Origin of the sequence: Billgrantia lactosivorans, from assembly GCF_003254665.1 — a bacterium.
GTDB classification, from domain to species: domain Bacteria; phylum Pseudomonadota; class Gammaproteobacteria; order Pseudomonadales; family Halomonadaceae; genus Halomonas; species Halomonas lactosivorans.
This window is the reverse complement of sequence record NZ_QHGY01000001.1, coordinates 702,888-719,788: the sequence shown is the minus strand read 5'-3', so window position 1 is coordinate 719,788 and position 16,901 is coordinate 702,888. Positions and strand designations below refer to the sequence as shown.

Below are 16,901 nucleotides of genomic sequence, written 5' to 3'. Positions count from 1 at the left end.
AGCGCCGCATGACTTCGCCCACCCTGCCGCCGGCCGACCCTGGCTCCTATCTCGACGACCCCAACCGCGAACCGCTCGAGATCGACACCGAACAGCGTCGCGGGCCGGCGGTCTTCCGCCTGCTGACCCTGGCCATGGAACACCTGATCGCGACGATCCTGGTGGCGCTGATCGTCTCCGTCTCGGCCAACGTTCTCGGTCGCTCGCTGCTCAATCGCTCGCTGCCCTGGGCCGACGAGCTGGCACGCATGCTGTTCATCTGGCTGATCTTCGTCGGCGCCGCGGCGGCCTTCGCCCGCTACGAGCACATCGCCGTGGATTTCCTGGTGCGCCGGCTCAAGCCGCGCGCCGCCTATACGCTCTTCCTGCTCCAGCACCTGATCATCGCCTCGCTGATGGGGATCCTGGTCTGGGGCGGCTACCTGGTCATGTCACGCTCCACCGGCCGGACCGCCATCCTCGGCGTGCCATGGAACCTGATCAACGTCTCCCTGGTGCTGTGTTCGCTGTTCATCGTCGCGGTGGCCCTGTGGCGTGCCTGGCTGTGCCTGCGCTTCATCCGCGACCCCCAGGCCGCCATCCGGCAGACAGGAGACTGACCCATGCTGTGGATCTTCCTTTTCATCCTGTTCGCCTCCATCGTCCTGGGGCTGCCTATCGCCTTCGGCCTCGGCATCGCCGCCGTGGTGATGGCCTTTCTTTCGGACATCCCGCTGTCGATCCTGATCGAGCAGTCGATTCGCGGGGTCAACAACTTCCCGCTGCTGGCGATCCCGTTCTTCATCCTGGTCGGCGAGGTGATGAGCAACGGCGGCATCGCCCGCAGGCTGATGGAACTCGCCGGCGCGCTGGTCGGTTTCGTGCGCGGCGGGCTCGGGCAGGTGGCGATCACCGGCTCGATGTTCTTCGGCGGCATCAGCGGCTCGGCGGTGGCCGACACCGCGGCCACCGGGGCGATGATGATCCCGTCGATGAAGCAGCAGGGCTATTCCGCCCCGCACGCCACGGCGATCAACACCGTCTCCTCGGTGATCGGCATCATCATCCCGCCCTCCATTCCGCTGATCCTGTTCGGCATCGTCACCGAGACCTCGATCAGCCGCCTGTTCATCGCCGGGATCGTGCCGGGCCTGCTGATCGGCTTCGCGCTGATGGTGACCACCTTCATCATGGCCAGCATCGAGCACGCCGGACAGACCCGTAAATTCGAGCTGGCCCGCCTGTGGCAGGCGTTCAAGGCGGCCTGGCTGGCGCTGGTGCTGCCGGTGATCGTGATCGGCGGCATCCTCGGCGGGGTCTTTACCGCCACCGAGGCCGCCGTGGTGGCGCTGCTCTATTCGCTGTTCATTTCGCTCGCGGTGTATCGCGAATTCCACCCCCGCGAGCTGTGGGGGATGCTGATCCGCACCGCGCGGCTGACCGGGATGGTGCTGCTGCTGCTGGCCTTCGCCACCGTGATCGCCTGGTTCCTGACCATCAACATGGTGCCGCAGACCCTGGTGCGCCAGGTGCAGGCGATCACCCAGGAGCCGTTCTGGCTGCTGCTGATCGTCGCCGGGCTGCTGCTGCTGGTGGGCTTCGTGATGGACCTGACCCCGGCGATGGTGATCATGGCGCCGATGCTGACGCCGATCGTCACCTCGGTGGGGGTCGACCCGGTCTACTTCGGCGTGCTGATGGCGTTCATCCTTGGCATCGGCCTGCTGACGCCGCCGGTGGGCACCTGCCTCTACGTGGGCTGCGGCGTCGGGCGGGTCAGCATGGAGCAACTGGTCAGGGCGATGCTGCCCTATTACGCGGCGCTGCTGGTGGTGCTGGTAGTGTTGATCGCCTTCCCCGGGATCGTGACCTGGCTGCCCGACATGGCCGCCGTGCGCGGCAACTGACGACCGGGAGGTCTCGTGAAGGATGACACCTACCGCATCGTGGTGATGGGCGTGTCGGGCTCGGGCAAGTCGTGTATCGGCGCCTTGCTCGCCAGCCGCCTGGGCGTCGCCTTCGTCGATGGCGACGACTACCACTCGCCGGCCAATGTCGACAAGATGGCCAACGGCATTCCGCTCGACGACGAGGATCGCCGCGAGTGGCTGGAGACCCTGGCGGGGCTGATCGGCGACCATCGCCGCCGCGATGCCTCGCTGGTCCTGGCCTGCTCGGCGCTGAAGCAGCGCTACCGCGACCTGCTTCGGCGCGGCGACCCCGGGCTCGCCTTCCTGTTTCTCGACGGGCGGCGCGAGCAGCTGCGTGAGCGCCTGGCCGCACGGGAGGAGCACTTCTTTCGCGGCGAGGCGATGCTCGACAGCCAGCTCCACGACCTGGAGCCCCCGACGGAAGCCGAGGCCGTGGTGTGCAGCATCGGCGAAACTCCCGAGACGATCGTCGAGACATTCCTGGAAGCCTTGCCTCACGTGCACCGCGCTCCCTGAGGGGATTGGCTCGAGTCAGCGGCGGGACCGGGGCGACTCCGGTATGATGCCGCTCGTGCCGGCGGCGGGTGCCGCTCGGCGCCGGCCAGGACCAACAGCAGCCAGCGGGGCACCGTGAAGAAGAAGCGACCGACACTGCAGGACATTGCCGACCGGGTCGGGGCGACCAAGATGACCGTGAGTCGCTGCCTGCGCGATCCCACCACCGTCTCGGAGGGCCTGCGCGAGCGGATCTTCCGGGCGGCGGAACAGGTCGGCTACATTCCCAACCGGGCGCCCGACCTGCTCTCGCGTGCCACCAGCCACTCCATCGGCGTGCTGGTGCCCTCGCTGACCAACCAGGTATTCGCCGACGTGCTGGTGGGCATCGAGGAGGTCACCGAGCCGCTCGGCTACCACCTGATGCTTTCCCACTACGGCTACAGCCAGGAGCTGGAGGAGCGCAGCCTCGCCTCGCTGCTCTCCTACAACGTCGATGGCGTGATCCTCTCCGACAGCCACCACACCGCGCGCACCTGCCGGATGCTAGAGACGGCAGGCATCCCCATCGTGGAGATCATGGATTCGCTGACCCCGCCGCTGCAGCAGTCGATCGGCTTCGACAACGTGCGTGCCGCCGATGACATGGTCAGCGAGATGATCCGTCATGGCCGGCGTCGGATCGTCTACCTCGCCGTGCGCCTCGACTCGCGGACGCGCCAGCGCGAGCAGGGTTACCGCCAGGCCATGGAGCGGCACGGGTTCACGCCGCTGACGCTGCAGCGCAGCCAGCGCTCCTCGTACAGCGTGGGGGCGGCACTGCTCGACGAGATCCTCGCCGAGCATCCCGAGACCGACGGCATCTTCTGCACCAACGACGACGTCGCGGTGGGGGCCTATTTCGAGTGCCTGCGGCGTGGCGTCGAGGTGCCGGCACGCATGGCCATCGCCGGTTTCCATGGCCACGACGTGGGCCAGGTGATGACGCCGCGGCTAGCCAGCGTGATCACCCCGCGCCAGGCGATCGGCAAGCGTGCCGCCACCGAGCTGCTGCGGCGTATCCAGGGCGGTGAACTCGAGTACCAGACCATCGACATGGGGTATTCCATCGAACCGGGCATGACGCTTTGATTGGCTGACAAGGAAGACTGATGGAACCTGTCACCGACCGGCCCACGGCCGGCATCCTGTTAAGATTGCTGTCGGGCCTGTTGTTCGCCGCCATGCTGGTCAGCATCAAGGCGGTGAGCAGTGAGGTCCCCGTGGGACAAGCCGTGTTCTTCCGCTCGGCCTTCGCCCTGTTACCCATCGTGGTGTTTCTCGCGGCAAGAGGGGAGTTCCCGGCTGGCCTGGCCACTCGGCGCCCCGCGGGGCATTTGCTGCGCTCGGGCCTGGGGGCAACGGCCATGTTCGCCTCCTTTGCCTCGCTCGCCCTGTTGCCGGTGGCGGAAGCCACGCTGCTGATGCAACTGACACCGGTGCTGATGGCATTCGGCGGCGTCGCTCTGCTGGGCGAATCCTTCACCCCTCAGCGTGGGGCAGCGATGCTGCTGGCGGTGTCGGGTATCGCCGTGCTGATCCTGCCCAGTCTTGAAGCGGGCACGAGTAGCGTTCGTTTCGAGGGTTATCTCCTCGGCCTGCTCGCGGCGCTGCTGTCCGCCGGAGCGCTGCTCACCGTGCGGCGTATCTCACGCACCGAGACGGCTGCCTCGATTGCCTTCTACTTCGTGTTGATCTCGACCCTGGCGGGGCTGGCTACGCTGCCCTGGGGATGGACGGCGCTGACATGGGCGGAGTTGTGGTTGTTGATACTGTCGGGGCTCTTCGGCGGAGCGGCGCATATCGCCATGACCCTGGCGCTACGCTACGCCGAGGCCTCACGGTTGGCGCCGTTCGAGTACGTCGCGATGATCTGGCCGGTGCTGGCCGACCTGCTGATCTTCGGCTTGCCGCTATCGAGCGGGTTTCTGCTGGCCCTGCCACTGATTCTGGGTGGGGCAGGGCTGGCGGCGCTGGAGGGGCGCGGCTTCAGACGCTTGCTTCGACGATGAGCTGGGGCTGACCCCTCGAGCAGGGCTCGATACGGGCCTCGACCCGGTAGACCCGGTGCAACAGCTCCGGCGTGACCACATCGCAGGTCTTGCCGCAGGTGACCAACCGGCCATTTTCCAGCACCATGGCCTCATCGGTGAAGCGCAGCGCATGGCCCAGGTCGTGAAGGGCCACCATGATCAGCATCTGGCGTTCCCGGGCCAGGCGGCGCAGGATCGAGAGCAGACCGATCTGGCGGTTGAGGTCCAGTGCCGAGGTGGGCTCGTCGAGCAGCAGGATCTCCGGTTCCTGCACCAGGGCCTGGGCGGCGCTGACGAGCTGGCGCTGTCCGCCGCTGATGTCGCCGATGTCGCGTTCGACGAGTGCCGTTATGCCCAGTTCTTCCAGGGCCTGATCGACCTTTGCCAGATCTTCCGGCCGTACCTTCAGGGCGCGCCCCTGCATACGCGCCAGCAGCACCGACTCGTAAACCGTCAGCACGGCATTGACGCCGGTGTCCTGGGGCATGTAGGCCACCGGTCTTGCGGAACTGGCCCCGCTGATGCGGACCTCGCCGCCGCCCTTGAGCACGCCGAAGATGCGCCGGAACAGGGTGGACTTGCCGGCCGCGTTGGGGCCAAGCAACGCCACCACGCGACCGCCCTCGAAGCGGGGCGTGGAAATTTCCGCCAGGATCTGGCGGCGACCGTAGCGAGCCGACAGGCGGTCGAGCTGGAGCGTTACCATGAGGCCTTCTTGTGATTGAGGATCAGAAACAGGAAGAAGGGAATGCCCACCAGCGAGGTGATGATACCGATGGGAATGACGGTGCCGGGCAGGATGATCTTCGACAGCACCGAGCCGATCGACAGGATCAGTGCGCCGCACAGCGCCGAACCGGGCAGGAAGAAACGCTGATCCTCACCCACCAGCATGCGCGCGATATGCGGCCCGACCAGGCCGATGAAGCCGATGGTACCGACGAAGGCCACGGCAATGGCGGCCAGCAGCGAGACCAGCACCATCACCTCCAGGCGCAGGGCGCGTGGATTGACCCCCATGCTCTCGGCCTTGGTATCGCCCAGGCGCATGGCGGTCAGTGCCCAGCCATGACGTGCCAGCAGCGGCAGCACGGCGCAGAGAATGACGAAAGATATCCAGAACTTCGGCCAGGTTGCCTTGGTCAGGCTGCCCATGGTCCAGAACACCACGGCTGCTACCGCCTGCTGGCTGGAGAAGAACTGGATCAGCGCCATCAGCGAATTGAAGATGAACACCATGGCGATGCCCAGCAGCACGATGGTCTCGATCGTGACCCCGCGTCTCAGGCTCATGGCATGGATCATGAAGGCGGTCACCATGGCCATGATGAAGGCGTTGATCGGTACCACGTACTCCACCGCGGCGGGAATGATCACCACGCCGAAGGCCAGTGCCAGCGCCGCACCAAAGCTGGCGCCTGCCGAGATCCCCAGGGTGAAGGGGCTGGCCAGCGGATTGCTGAGGATGGTCTGCATCTGGGCGCCGGCGATCGACAGGCTGGCACCCACGACCAGCGCCATCAGTGCCACCGGCATGCGGATCTCCCACAGGATGACCCGGGCCTGCTGGCTCACGGCATCGGGTGTCGCCAGTGCGGCCAGTACCTCACCGAGGCTGAAGCGAGCCGGGCCCAGCGCCAGGTCGACACAGAAACTCAGCGCCAGGCCAAGCGTGAGCGCCAGCAGGATGAGCTGGCGCCGCAGCACGAGGGCACGGTAGAAACCGTGCTCCTCGGCCGTGCCGGTTGGCTGGGCAATCTCATTGCTCATCCAGCGAGACCCAATAGCCGGGTTCATACCCCACGGGGAGGAAGCGCTCGTGCAGCTCCTGCATCGTCGCCTCGGGGTCGAGATCGGCGAACAGCTCCGGATGGAACCACTTGGCCAACTGCTGAACGGCGACGAAATAGTAGGGGTTGTTGTAGAACTGGTGCCAGATGGCGTGGAAATTATCCTTCTCGACGGCCTCGATGCCGCTCATGGCGGTACGCTCGGTCAACGCCTCGAGCTTCGCATGGGCGCTATCCAGGTCGGCACCGGGTCCTACACCGACCCAGGCGCCACCGGGCACATAGGCGTCCCAGCTGCCGCCGGTGACGACCACGTGCTCGGGGTTGGCGGCGATGATCTGCTCGGGGTTCAGCGTGCCGAAGGTGGTCGGAATGATGTCCTTGGCAATGTTGTCACCGCCGGCGAGCTCGACGTACTCGCCGAAATTGCCGGGGCCGAAGCTCATGCAGCAGTCGTCGGAATAACCGCCCGCCCGGTCGATAAACACGCTCGGACGCTCGTCGGCGTCGATTTCGCTTTCGATTACCTCGGTGACTCGCGCCATCTGCGCCTCGGAGAATTCGATGAACGCCTCGGCGTCCTCTTCCTCGCCCAGCAACTGGCCCAGCAGGCGCATGGAGGGAATCGTATGCCTGAGCGGATCCTCGCGAAAGTCCACATAGACAATGGGAATGCCGAGCTCCTCCAGCTTCTTGTCATAGGCGGCATCCTCGGTGGCTGCCTTGGCCTCGAGGTTCATTAAGATGACATCGGGGGCGAGGGATGCCGCCTGCTCGACGTCGAAGGTGCCATCCTTGAAGCCGCCGAAGGTTGGCAGATCCTCGAGCTGCGGGAATTGGGCGGCGTAGCGGGCATAGCTATCCGGATCGGCCTGCGAGAAATCCTCGCGCCAGCCCACCACGCCGGCAAAGGGGTCTTCCGGCTGCAGGGCCCCGAGCAGGTAGACCTGGCGCCCTTCGCCGAGAATCATGCGCTCGACGGGAACCTCGAGTGTGACCTCGCGGCCAGCGATATCGGTAACGGTGATCTGTTCGGCCTGCACGGCGGTGCAGCCCAAAGTCAGCGCCGTGACGCAGAGTACCCTAGAAAGATTGCTGTTCATGTTCTGGAGTTTCATCGCTCTGGGGGGCCGAGCCGAATGCCGATATGCCTGGCAACTGCCATCACCCCCGATATGGAAAACTAAAAGAGTGGCTGTTGCGTATCATTCCCAATCGCAAGCGCGGGCAGTATGGTCGAATGCTCGGCTCTTGTCGAGATGGCCAGCAGGGAGGTGGCGTCACTCCTCGTGGTCGGCTTCGCCCTTGCAATGAGAGGAGGTCGACGGCTGGCGAGCCATCAGCGTGATCTCCACGTTGGCGCCGCCGCTCAGGCGTGACGATTCGGTGCAGGTGCGGGCCGGATAGCTGTGGTTCTCGAAGAACTCGGCGTAGGCCGCATCCATGGTGTGGATGGTATCCAGGTTGGTCAGGTGGATGTCGACCCGCACCACATGGGCCAGCGAGGCGCCGGCGTACTCCAGCATGCGCGACAGCCGTCGCATCACCCAGCGCGTCTCCTCGGCGATGTCGCCGACCACGGCCTCGCCGCCCTGGATGTCGGTCACCGTGAGTCCGGAAAGAAAGAGGTAGTGGCCATCCATCGCGATGTGGCTGCCGGGGAAGACCGGCACGGCGAGCGTCGGATCGTTGAGGAAGCGATGCATGGCGGCTGGGCCTCGTCGGGTTATCGTTCCATTCATTGTGGCGCTTCGCGCCTTGGGTGCAAGGCGCTTGCCTTCACCATGAGCGTGGTCGATGCTATCGACTGAGACTTGCTGCGTTGCAGTATTCGACGCGCCCGTGGCCCCCTTTCCGATCAAGGCGTAGCGTATGGACAGTCAGGTTCAGTGGACCGAAAACGGCCAAATCGAGAATCGCACCTTCGACGAGATCCAGGTCGGCGATTCGGCATCGCTCGAGAAGCGCCTGACCCTCGACGACATCAAGCTCTTCGCGATCATGTCGGGGGACATCAACCCGGCGCATCTCGATGACGACTTCGCCCGGAGCACGCGCTTCCAGGAAGTGGTCGCCCACGGCATGTGGGGCGGGGCGCTGATCTCCACCGTGCTCGGCACCGAGCTGCCAGGGCCGGGCACCATCTACCTGGGCCAGACCCTGCGCTTTCGCCAGCCGGTGCGCCTCGGCGACGTGCTGCGGGTGAGCGTGCGCGCCCAGGCCAAGGACGCGCGCCACAAGCGCGTCACCTTCGAATGCCTTTGCACCAACCAGAACGGCGAGACCGTCATCGAGGGCGAGGCGGAGGTCCAGGCGCCCACCGAGAAGGTGCGTCGCTCTCGCACCGCGCTGCCGCGGGTACGCCTGGCCGAGCGGGCGCGCCTGCACGAGATGCTCAGCGCCGCCGAGCACCCCGCGCCGGTGAGCATGGCGGTGGTGCACCCGGTGGACGAGGTGTCGATCCGCGGCGCCTATGAGTCGGCGCGCCAGGGGCTGATCCTCCCGGTGCTGGTGGGGCCCAAGGCCAAGGTGCATGCCGCCGCCGAATCCGCCGGCATCGAGATCGGCGAGTTCGAGCTGGTCGACGTGCCGCACAGCCATGCCGCGGCGGCCGAGGCGGTGGCGATGACCCGGGCGGGGCGGGTGCAGGCGCTGATGAAGGGGGCGCTGCACACCGAGGAGCTGCTTCATGAAGTGGTCAAGCGCGACACCGGCTTGCGCACCGAGCGCTGCCTGAGCCACGTGATGGCCTTCGACGTGCCCACCTATCCGCGACCGCTGTTCATCACCGACGCGGCGATCAACATCTACCCGACGCTGGCCGACAAGCAGGATATCGTGCAGAACGCCATCGATCTGGCCCACGCGGTCGGCAACGAGTTGCCCAAGGTGGCCATTCTCTCGGCGGTGGAAACGGTCAACCCCAAGATCGCCTCCACGCTGGAGGCGGCGGCGCTGTGCAAGATGGCCGAGCGCGGCCAGATACGCGGCGGCGTGCTCGACGGGCCGCTGGCCTTCGACAACGCCGTTTCCGAAGCGGCCGCCGCGGCCAAGGGCATCGTCTCGCCGGTGGCGGGGCGCGCCGACATCCTGGTGGCGCCGGACCTCGAATCGGCCAACATGCTGATGAAGCAGCTCACCTACCTGGCCGACGCCTCCGGCGCCGGGCTGGTCATGGGCGCCCGGGTGCCCATCGTTCTCACCAGCCGCGCCGACGATGCCATCACCCGCCTGGCCTCCTGCGCGCTGGCGCTGCTGGTGACGGAGCAGCGCAAGAAGGCCGGGCCATGAGCGGCGAGATACTGGCGATCAACAGCGGCTCCTCCAGCCTCAAGTTCGCCCTGTTCGAGGCCGCGCATGCGGAAACCCCCATGGGCCTGACGCTGCGCTGCCGCGGCCAGTTCTCGGGCCTGGGCGATCAGGCGCGCCTCGAACTGGGGGCGGGATTCGACGAGGCCGCGGACGAAGCGTGCACCGCCGCGCTGCGGAACGTGCCACCCCTGCTAGGCCACCCGGGCGCGCTGGCCCGCCTGCTCGAGTGGATCGAGGCAAACCCGGCCCTGGGCGACCTGCGCGCCGTGGGCCACCGCGTCGTTCACGGCGGCTCGCGCTACCGCGAGCCGCTGCGCCTCGACCAGGCAAATCTTTCTCAGCTCGAGGCGCTGGTATCGCTGGCCCCGCTGCACCAGCCCCATGGCCTGGCACCGGTGCGGGCGCTGGCCGGCCTGCGCCCGACGCTACCCCAGATCGCCTGCTTCGACACCGCCTTTCATGCCACCCAGCCGACGGTGGCCCAGACCTTCCCCTTGCCGCGCCGCTTTCGTGAACGGGGGGTGATTCGCTACGGCTTCCACGGGCTCTCCTTCGATTACGTCAGCCGTGCCCTGACCGAGCAGGTGCTGCCGAGCTACCGCCAGGCGATGCCGAGCGGGCGCGTGATCATTGCCCACCTGGGCAACGGCGCGAGCCTGTGTGCGCTGCGCGACGGTCGCAGCGTGGCCGCCACCACCGGTTTCACTGCGCTGGAGGGGCTGATGATGGGCACCCGCAGCGGCAGCCTCGATCCCGGCCTGGTGCTGCACCTGATCCTGCAGGAGAACCTGCCCGCCGCGGCGCTGCAGCGCATGCTCTACCAGGAGTCGGGCCTGCTTGGCGTGTCGGGCATCAGCGGCGACATGCGCGAACTGCTGGCCAGCCGAGCGCCCGAGGCGGCGGAGGCCATCGAGCTCTACGTCTACCGCATCGTGCGCGAGATCGGCAGCCTCGCGGCGGCGCTGGGCGGGCTCGACCACCTGGTCTTCACCGCCGGCATCGGCGAGCACGCCGCCCCGGTGCGCGCCGCCGTGGCCAAGGGCTGCGAGTGGCTTGGCGCGCGGCTCGACGCCGCGGCCAACGCCGCCCATGCCACCGACATCGCCGCTGCCGACAGCGGGCTCGGGCTGTGGGTCATTCCCACCGACGAGGAGCGCATGATCGCCTGGTACACCGCCGCCGCGCTGCCGCTGCGCCCGGATTCTCAGGGGCGGCAGACGAAGTAGTCGTTCTGGATGTCGTGCTCGAGCTGGTGCACCGCGATGTCGCCGAAGCCGGCCTCCTCCAGGTAGGCCAGCGCGCGCTCGCGCCCCCACATGGTACCCAGCCCTTCGCCGCCCTGGGCCAGGGATACCGTCATGCAGTGGCTCACCGAGACCGCGTAGAGCATGGTTCCCAGCGGGTGTTCGCGGTCGAGATGGTGGTGGCTCGAGGCGTGGATGTCCTGCACCAGGTAGACGCCGCCCGGCGCCAGGCTGCGACGAATGCCCCTGAGCAGACGGCGCGGCCGCGCCTGGTCGTGGATGCCGTCGAAGGTGGTAACCAGGTCGAAGGCCTCGGGCTCGGCGGTCTCGTCGAAGTCGCTCAGGTCACGCACCTCGAAGGTGAGATTGGCTAGCCCGGCGTGTTCGGCTTCACGCCGGGCCCAGTCGATGGCCTCCTGCGACAGGTCGTAGCCAACGAAGCGGCTGGCAGGGTAGCGCTGGGCCATGGCCATCAGCGCCCGGCCGCGACCGCAGGCGCAGTCGAGCACCCGGATGCCACGCTCGAGCCGCTCGGTTAGGCCCTCGACCAGCGGCAGGATGGCATCGAACAGGGCCGGCAGCACGGTCTGGCCGCTGTCGCTGGCCATCACTTCGTGGAAGCGCGGATAGCGCGAGTAGGGCACGCCGCCGCCTTCATGGAAGCAGCGCACCACGTCGTCCTCCACGCTGCCCAGGATGGCGATAAACTGCGAGTAGACCGCCAGGTTGACCGGGCCCTTGTCCGTCAGCAGCAGGGCATGCTCCTGCGGCATCCAGTAGGTGCCGGCCGACGGATCGGTCTCGATCACGCCGCCGGCGACCATGCCGCCCAGCCATTCGCGTACGTAGCGCTCGTGGAGACCGGTTCGCGTGGCCAGGGTCTTGCTGGTTTCGGGGGGCGCCTCGGCCATGGCCGCCAGCAGGCCGGTGCGATGGCCGAGCGAGAGCAGCAGCATCAGGCCGCTTGCGTTGAGCGCTTCGACCAGGCGCTCCTCGAAGGCTTCGGTCGTGGTGGCAGCGCCAGTGTTGGTTTGCTTGGTGCCAAGAGTGGGAACATCACACATGGTGGCTCTCCTTCGTGTTGTCGTTGGCGTTGTCGTACAGGATCACGTTACGACGAACGGCGTGCCGCCACGCAGGCGCAATGCGACGTAAACAGGAGTTTTCTGCCATGGGGAACGATGTCGAAACCGATGAGCCGCTGACCATGGCGTTGCTGGCCACACCCGAGGCGACCGCCTCGACGCTGTACGGCATGTTCGACCTGTTCGGCTCGGCGGGGCGGGATTGGAATTTCCTGATCCATGGGCAAATGGGCGAGCCACTGTTGCGCCCGCTGATCGTCTCGCGTAGTGGCGAAGGCTTCCGCGCCCCCAACGGCGCCTGGGTCCAGCCCGACAGCAGCCTGGAGGAGTGCCCGCCGATCACCGCGGCCTGCATTCCGGATCTCTTCATCGCCCCCGATGACTCCTTGGCGGGCCGCTACGACGCCGAGATCGCCTGGCTACGCGATCGTCATGCCCAGGGGGCGCTGCTGGCGGCAGCCTGCACCGGGGCCATGCTGCTGGCCGAGTCGGGAATGCTGGAGGGGCAGGAGGCCACCACCCACTGGGCCTACTGCGAGGCCTTGGCGCGACGCTATCCCGGGGTGCGCGTGCATCCGCACCGCATCCTGGTCGCCAGCGGGGAAGGGCAACGCTTGATCATGGCCGGCGGCGGCACCAGCTGGTTCGATCTTGCCCTCTACCTGGTGGCCCGCCTGCTCGGCACCGACGAGGCAATGCGCCTGGCGCGTATCCATCTGATCGACTGGCACCAGGATGGGCAGCAGCCCTATGCCGTGCTGAGCAGCTCGCGCCAGGTGGCGGACGCCTGCATCGCGCGCTGCCAGGTATGGGTCGCCCAGCACTACGACGATCACTCGCCGGTGGCCGGCATGGTGGAGGTCAGCGGCCTGTCGGAACGCGCCTTCAAGCGCCGCTTCAAGGCGGCGACCGGCATGACGCCGATGGACTACGTGCACACCCTGCGCCTGGAGGAGGCGAAGCAGCTGCTGGAGCAGGGCGACGAGCCGATCGAGGCGATCGCCGAGCAGCTCGGCTATGCCGACCCCAGCTTCTTTCGCCGCCTGTTCGGTCGTCGCGTGGGGCTGACGCCCAGCCGCTACCGGCGACGCTTCCGCGGGCTGCGGTTGCGCCTGTCCTGAGGCGGCCCGTTGCGCTACAGGGTCTGCCAGGGTGCCGCGGGGGGCTCGGCGAGCAGCTCGGCCAGGGCCTCCAGGGCCTGGGCCAGCGCCTCGCGCGAGGGCGCGGCGCTCAGGCACAGCCGCAGCGCCTGGGGCGCGGGCTCGCTGCCCACGCAGAAGGGCTCGGCGCTGCTGACGAGGACCCGGCGCTGCGCCAGCGCCTCCACGAACACGGCGCTGCGCAGCCCCTCCGGCAGCGGCAGCCAGAGGTTGTTGCCATGCGGACGTCCGCTCACCGCGTAGCCGGCCAGGCGCTGCCGCGCCATGTGCTGGCGCTCGCCCAGCTCCTCGATCAGCCACGCGAGCAGGGCGTCGCTCTCCTCGCTTGCCACCCAGCGGCACACCGCCTCAACCATCAGCGGCGGCACCATCCAGCTCTGGGCGCGCAGCGCCGTCCCCAGCCGCTCGCGCAGCGCCGGTGGTGACAGCAGGGTGCCGATGCGCAGGCCGCCGGCCAGCACCTTGGCGGTACTGAAGAGAAACAGCGTGCGCTCCGGTGCCAGGCGGTAGACCGGCGTGCCGCGCTCCGCCTCGGGCAGGTACTGCACGCCATCCTCGACGATCCAGAAGTCGTGGCGGCGGGCCAGGGCCACCAGGCGTTCACGGCGCGCTTCGCTCATGGGCGTGCCGGTGGGGTTGTTCTGGTCGGGGGTGACGTAGACGAGGCGAGGTGGCTGCTGCGCGCAGAGCCGCGCCAGGGCGTCCATGTCCATGCCCTCGGCGTCCATCGGCACGCCCAGCAGCTTGAGGTGCGCCTGGCTGGCGGCGGTGATCAGGCCAGGGTAGGTGAGCACGTCGGCGGCGATGCGCTCGCCCGGCCGCGTCAGTGTCTGCAGCGCCAGGTGGATGCCGTGCTGTCCGCCCTGGGTGACGGTCAGCGGTTCAGGCTCGGCGGGCATGCCCAGCCGGGTCATCCAGGCGGCGAGCTGTTCGCGATGGGCGGCTACGCCGCGATCCGGCTGGTACTCCACGGCGCGATGGAGCACCGCGGGCTGCTCGGCGATCTCTTGCAGCACGCGCCCCAGGCTGGCGACTCGCATCGGGTGCGGCGGCGGCAGGCTCAGGCTGAGGTCGATGATGCCATCTTCGACAGGGCGACTGGCGAGGAAATCCTGGCCCGAACACGCCTCGGCGCCACGCACGTAGGTACCGCTGCCTACCCGGGCCACCACCCAGCCCTGGCGCTCGGCTTCGGCGTAGGCGCGGGTCACGGTCCCCACGGTGACTCCCAGGCGGTCGGCCAGGCGGCGCTGCGGCGGGAGTTTCTGCCCCGGCAGGAGCTCACCGGCCTGCACCGCCACGGCGATGGACTCGGCGATGGCTCGGTAGCGCACGCCCGTTTCGGCAAGCTGTGGAACCCACATTGTCATGGTGACAATAAAACCTTTGACGGCGGAATTAGCCTCATTATGCTAACAATTGTAGGCGTTTTCCAATCCTGACGATAAATTGTATGGGTACAAAGACATGGAAGCTCTGGCGTTTCTCGGCCCGGCAGCCCTCTACATGATCTCGATGACCATCACCCCGGGGCCCAACAACATGATGCTCACGGCCTCGGGGGCCAACTACGGTTTCATGCGTACCTTGCCACACATCTTCGGCATCCTGGGCGGCTGCTTCCTGCTGTTTGCCGCCATCGCCCTGGGGCTGGGGTTGATCTTCGAACGCTACCCCGCGGTGCAGATGACCCTGCGCGTGGTCGGCAGCGCCTACCTGCTCTACCTGGCCTGGAAGATCGCCACGGCACCGCCGCCCGACCTGCGCCTCAAGGGCCAGGGGCGGCCACTCAGCTTCTGGCAGGCGGCGGCCTTCCAGTTCGCCAACCCCAAGGCCTGGGTGATGGGCCTGGCGCTGATGGCGGGCTTTCTGCCCGAGGGGGGCGACACCGTCGTCAACGCGCTGCTGCTGGCCGGGTTCGCCGAGCTGGTGGGCCTGCCCTGCATCGCGCTGTGGGCCGGCTTCGGCACCGCCATCGGCCACTGGCTCGACACCCCGCGTGCCTGGCGCATCTTCAACGGGACCATGGGTGGGCTCACCGCGGCCTGCGTCTACTTCATCCTGGCCTGATGTGCCAGGCGGTAAGGCGGCTGGCGTCACAGGAATGGTTCCAGCTCCTCCCGGCTCATGTTGCCGCCGGTGATCACCACCACCACGTCGCCTTCGGGCGGCAGCGCGACGGCTTCCTCCAGCAGCGCGGCGACGCCCACCGCGGCGCCCGGTTCGGCCATCAGCTTGGCCTGGTAGAGCAGGTGGCGCATGGCGCCGGCGATCGCCGCCTCGTCGACCTCTGCCAGGGCCCGTGTCGTCTCGCGACACAGCGGATAGGTACGCTCGCCGACGATGGCCGCGCCCAGGCTCTTGGCGCAGGTCTCGACCCTCTCCAGCCGCGAGGGAGCGTTCCGGGCCCAGGCGTGGGCCATGCTGGCGGCGCCGCTCGGTTCCACACCGAACAGCGCCAGCCCGGGGCGCAGCGCGGCGGTGGCCGAGCCGATGCCGGCGATCAGCCCGCCGCCGCCTACCGGGCAGAGGATGGCCGTGGCCTCCGGCGCCTGCTCGAGGATCTCGAGCCCGACCGTGCCCTGGCCGGCAATGATGCGTTCATCGTCGTAGGGGTGCACCAGGGTCAGCCCGCGCTCGGCCACCAGCTCATGCATGCGCTCCCAGGCGGCGTTGATGTCGCCGTGCAGGATGACCTCGGCACCCAGCTCTCGGCTGCCCTCCACCTTGAACCGGCTGGCGTTCTCCGGCATCACGATGGTCACCGGCACGCCGGCCTGGCCCGCCGCCCAGGCGAGCCCCAGGGCATGGTTGCCCGCCGACACCGCCCCCAGGCCGCCGGCCAGCTCCTCCTGGCTGGCGGTGCGTACCCAGTGCAGACCGCCGCGCGGCTTGAACGAGCCGGTGCGCTGGAACAGCTCGCCCTTGAGCCAGACGCGTCGGCCGAGACGGTCCGACAGGCCGTGGTCGAGCAGCAGGGGAGTGGGCGGGAGGGTGTCGGCAATGAGCCGCTGGGCTGACTGCAGGCGTTCGAGTGCGATCATGGGCCACTCCTACAGCAGGTTGTACAGGATGACGAACAGGCTCGTGCCGGTAATGAGGAAGGCCAGGATAGAGAGCAGGCCGTCGCGCGCCATGATCGCCAGGCCGAAGAAGGTCAGGGCCACGCCGGCGATGTTGACCGTCAGCGGGATCAGCTCCATGGGAGGCATGGCCAGGGCCAGCATGAAGCACGCCAGGGCGGTGAGCTGGATGCCGCATGGGCCGGTCATGAACGAGATGCGCGGGTGCAGCAGTCGATCGATCCACTCAGCCGGCTTGTACATCCATTTGAGTCCCTTGTGCACCTTGTCGCTGGGCAGCGTGCGGTTGCGCAGCCAGCCGGGCAGCCAGAAGGTGCGCCGGCCGATCAGCAGCTGCGCGCAGACCAGCAGCGTGAACAGGGCCATGAGCGTCGGCACGCCGGGGATACCGCTGACGATGGGCATCAGCGTCACCAGCCCGGCCAGCAGCAGCAGCGGGCCGAAGGCGCGCCGGCCGATGGCGTCCAGCACCTCGTCGAAGCGGATCCGCCCAGAAGGCGTATCGATCGATTCAATGGCACGCATCAGCTCGACCAGGCTATGCGGTTCCGTGGTGGAAACCCCCGGCCCGGTGTCTCTCGGGGCCTGCATCCGTTCTCCCATTCGCATGTCCCTTGGCTGGCACAAGAATTCCCGTGGCTCACAGCATAGCGTCAATGGGCCGAGATGCCTGCCGCTACTGAATGGGCTCGCCAGCCCTCGGCCGACCGCCTGCTACCTCGTGCAGCGGAGAGCGGGTGCCCTGCTTAT

17 protein-coding genes are annotated in these 16,901 nt (G+C 67.7%); 9 read left to right on the top strand and 8 right to left on the bottom strand.

Features of this window, described 5'->3' with window-relative positions; all coding sequences use genetic code 11:
• Window positions 1-8: 8 nt before the first annotated feature.
• From DIS04_RS03220 to DIS04_RS03200, 5 genes are all read left to right on the top strand, one after another.
• Entirely contained in the window at window positions 9-599 is a 591-nt protein-coding gene (locus DIS04_RS03220; protein ID WP_111412268.1) for a TRAP transporter small permease, read from the top strand.
• A 3-nt stretch (window positions 600-602) separates the two neighbouring features.
• Window positions 603-1,886: a TRAP transporter large permease gene (locus tag DIS04_RS03215; protein WP_111412267.1), complete on the top strand. Its 1,284-nt coding sequence runs from the start codon at window positions 603-605 to the stop codon at window positions 1,884-1,886.
• Between the two features lie 15 nt (window positions 1,887-1,901).
• Window positions 1,902-2,426 carry a gluconokinase gene (locus DIS04_RS03210; protein WP_245904466.1) on the top strand — a complete coding sequence of 175 codons (525 nt, stop codon included), beginning with the start codon at window positions 1,902-1,904 and terminating at the stop codon, window positions 2,424-2,426.
• Between the two features lie 114 nt (window positions 2,427-2,540).
• Entirely contained in the window at window positions 2,541-3,536 is a 996-nt protein-coding gene (locus DIS04_RS03205) for a substrate-binding domain-containing protein (RefSeq protein WP_111412266.1), read from the top strand.
• Window positions 3,537-3,556: 20 nt separating this feature from the next.
• Window positions 3,557-4,456, top strand: coding sequence for a DMT family transporter (locus DIS04_RS03200; protein ID WP_111412265.1), 900 nt, complete (start codon window positions 3,557-3,559; stop codon window positions 4,454-4,456).
• Here the strand turns inward: DIS04_RS03200 and DIS04_RS03195 are convergent.
• The 4 genes from DIS04_RS03195 to DIS04_RS03180 form a co-directional block, all read right to left on the bottom strand.
• Window positions 4,434-5,183 (bottom strand): ABC transporter ATP-binding protein, encoded by a 750-nt coding sequence (locus tag DIS04_RS03195; RefSeq protein WP_111412264.1) that lies wholly within the window; start codon window positions 5,181-5,183, stop codon window positions 4,434-4,436. The two genes, DIS04_RS03200 and DIS04_RS03195, sit on opposite strands and share 23 nt — an antisense overlap.
• Complete coding sequence (locus DIS04_RS03190) at window positions 5,177-6,247, bottom strand: FecCD family ABC transporter permease (RefSeq protein ID WP_111412263.1); 1,071 nt, start codon at window positions 6,245-6,247, stop codon at window positions 5,177-5,179. The genes DIS04_RS03195 and DIS04_RS03190 overlap by 7 nt, the downstream gene beginning before the upstream one ends.
• Complete coding sequence (locus DIS04_RS03185; protein WP_111412262.1) at window positions 6,237-7,370, bottom strand: ABC transporter substrate-binding protein; 1,134 nt, start codon at window positions 7,368-7,370, stop codon at window positions 6,237-6,239. Before DIS04_RS03185 ends, DIS04_RS03190 begins: the two co-directional genes overlap by 11 nt.
• Window positions 7,371-7,547: 177 nt before the next feature.
• A complete protein-coding gene (locus tag DIS04_RS03180; protein WP_111412261.1) occupies window positions 7,548-7,973 on the bottom strand; it encodes a RidA family protein in 426 nt (141 codons plus the stop codon).
• Window positions 7,974-8,139: 166 nt separating this feature from the next.
• Here DIS04_RS03180 and DIS04_RS03175 point away from each other — a divergent pair, with 166 nt between their 5' ends.
• On the top strand, window positions 8,140-9,558 hold the full coding sequence (locus DIS04_RS03175) for a bifunctional enoyl-CoA hydratase/phosphate acetyltransferase (RefSeq protein ID WP_111412260.1): 1,419 nt from the start codon (window positions 8,140-8,142) through the stop codon (window positions 9,556-9,558).
• Window positions 9,555-10,805 (top strand): acetate/propionate family kinase, encoded by a 1,251-nt coding sequence (locus tag DIS04_RS03170; protein ID WP_111412259.1) that lies wholly within the window; start codon window positions 9,555-9,557, stop codon window positions 10,803-10,805. The genes DIS04_RS03175 and DIS04_RS03170 overlap by 4 nt, the downstream gene beginning before the upstream one ends.
• Here DIS04_RS03170 and DIS04_RS03165 read toward each other — a convergent pair.
• On the bottom strand, window positions 10,784-11,887 hold the full coding sequence (locus DIS04_RS03165; protein ID WP_111412258.1) for a class I SAM-dependent methyltransferase: 1,104 nt from the start codon (window positions 11,885-11,887) through the stop codon (window positions 10,784-10,786). The genes DIS04_RS03170 and DIS04_RS03165 overlap by 22 nt on opposite strands.
• Window positions 11,888-11,994: 107 nt before the next feature.
• Between DIS04_RS03165 and DIS04_RS03160 the strand changes: the two genes are divergently transcribed.
• On the top strand, window positions 11,995-13,029 hold the full coding sequence (locus DIS04_RS03160; RefSeq protein ID WP_111412257.1) for a GlxA family transcriptional regulator: 1,035 nt from the start codon (window positions 11,995-11,997) through the stop codon (window positions 13,027-13,029).
• A gap of 14 nt (window positions 13,030-13,043) precedes the next feature.
• On the opposite strand, the gene DIS04_RS03155 is transcribed toward DIS04_RS03160, so the two are convergent.
• Window positions 13,044-14,438, bottom strand: a complete 1,395-nt coding sequence (locus DIS04_RS03155; protein ID WP_111412256.1) for an aminotransferase-like domain-containing protein — start codon at window positions 14,436-14,438, stop codon at window positions 13,044-13,046.
• Window positions 14,439-14,535: 97 nt separating this feature from the next.
• Between DIS04_RS03155 and DIS04_RS03150 the strand changes: the two genes are divergently transcribed.
• Window positions 14,536-15,138: a LysE family translocator gene (locus tag DIS04_RS03150; RefSeq protein ID WP_111412255.1), complete on the top strand. Its 603-nt coding sequence runs from the start codon at window positions 14,536-14,538 to the stop codon at window positions 15,136-15,138.
• Between the two features lie 26 nt (window positions 15,139-15,164).
• On the opposite strand, the gene DIS04_RS03145 is transcribed toward DIS04_RS03150, so the two are convergent.
• Together DIS04_RS03145 and DIS04_RS03140 are read right to left on the bottom strand one after the other, a co-directional pair.
• Window positions 15,165-16,112 (bottom strand): threonine ammonia-lyase, encoded by a 948-nt coding sequence (locus DIS04_RS03145; protein WP_111412254.1) that lies wholly within the window; start codon window positions 16,110-16,112, stop codon window positions 15,165-15,167.
• Between the two features lie 9 nt (window positions 16,113-16,121).
• Window positions 16,122-16,742, bottom strand: a complete 621-nt coding sequence (locus DIS04_RS03140) for an exopolysaccharide biosynthesis protein (protein WP_111412253.1) — start codon at window positions 16,740-16,742, stop codon at window positions 16,122-16,124.
• Window positions 16,743-16,901 lie beyond the last annotated feature (159 nt).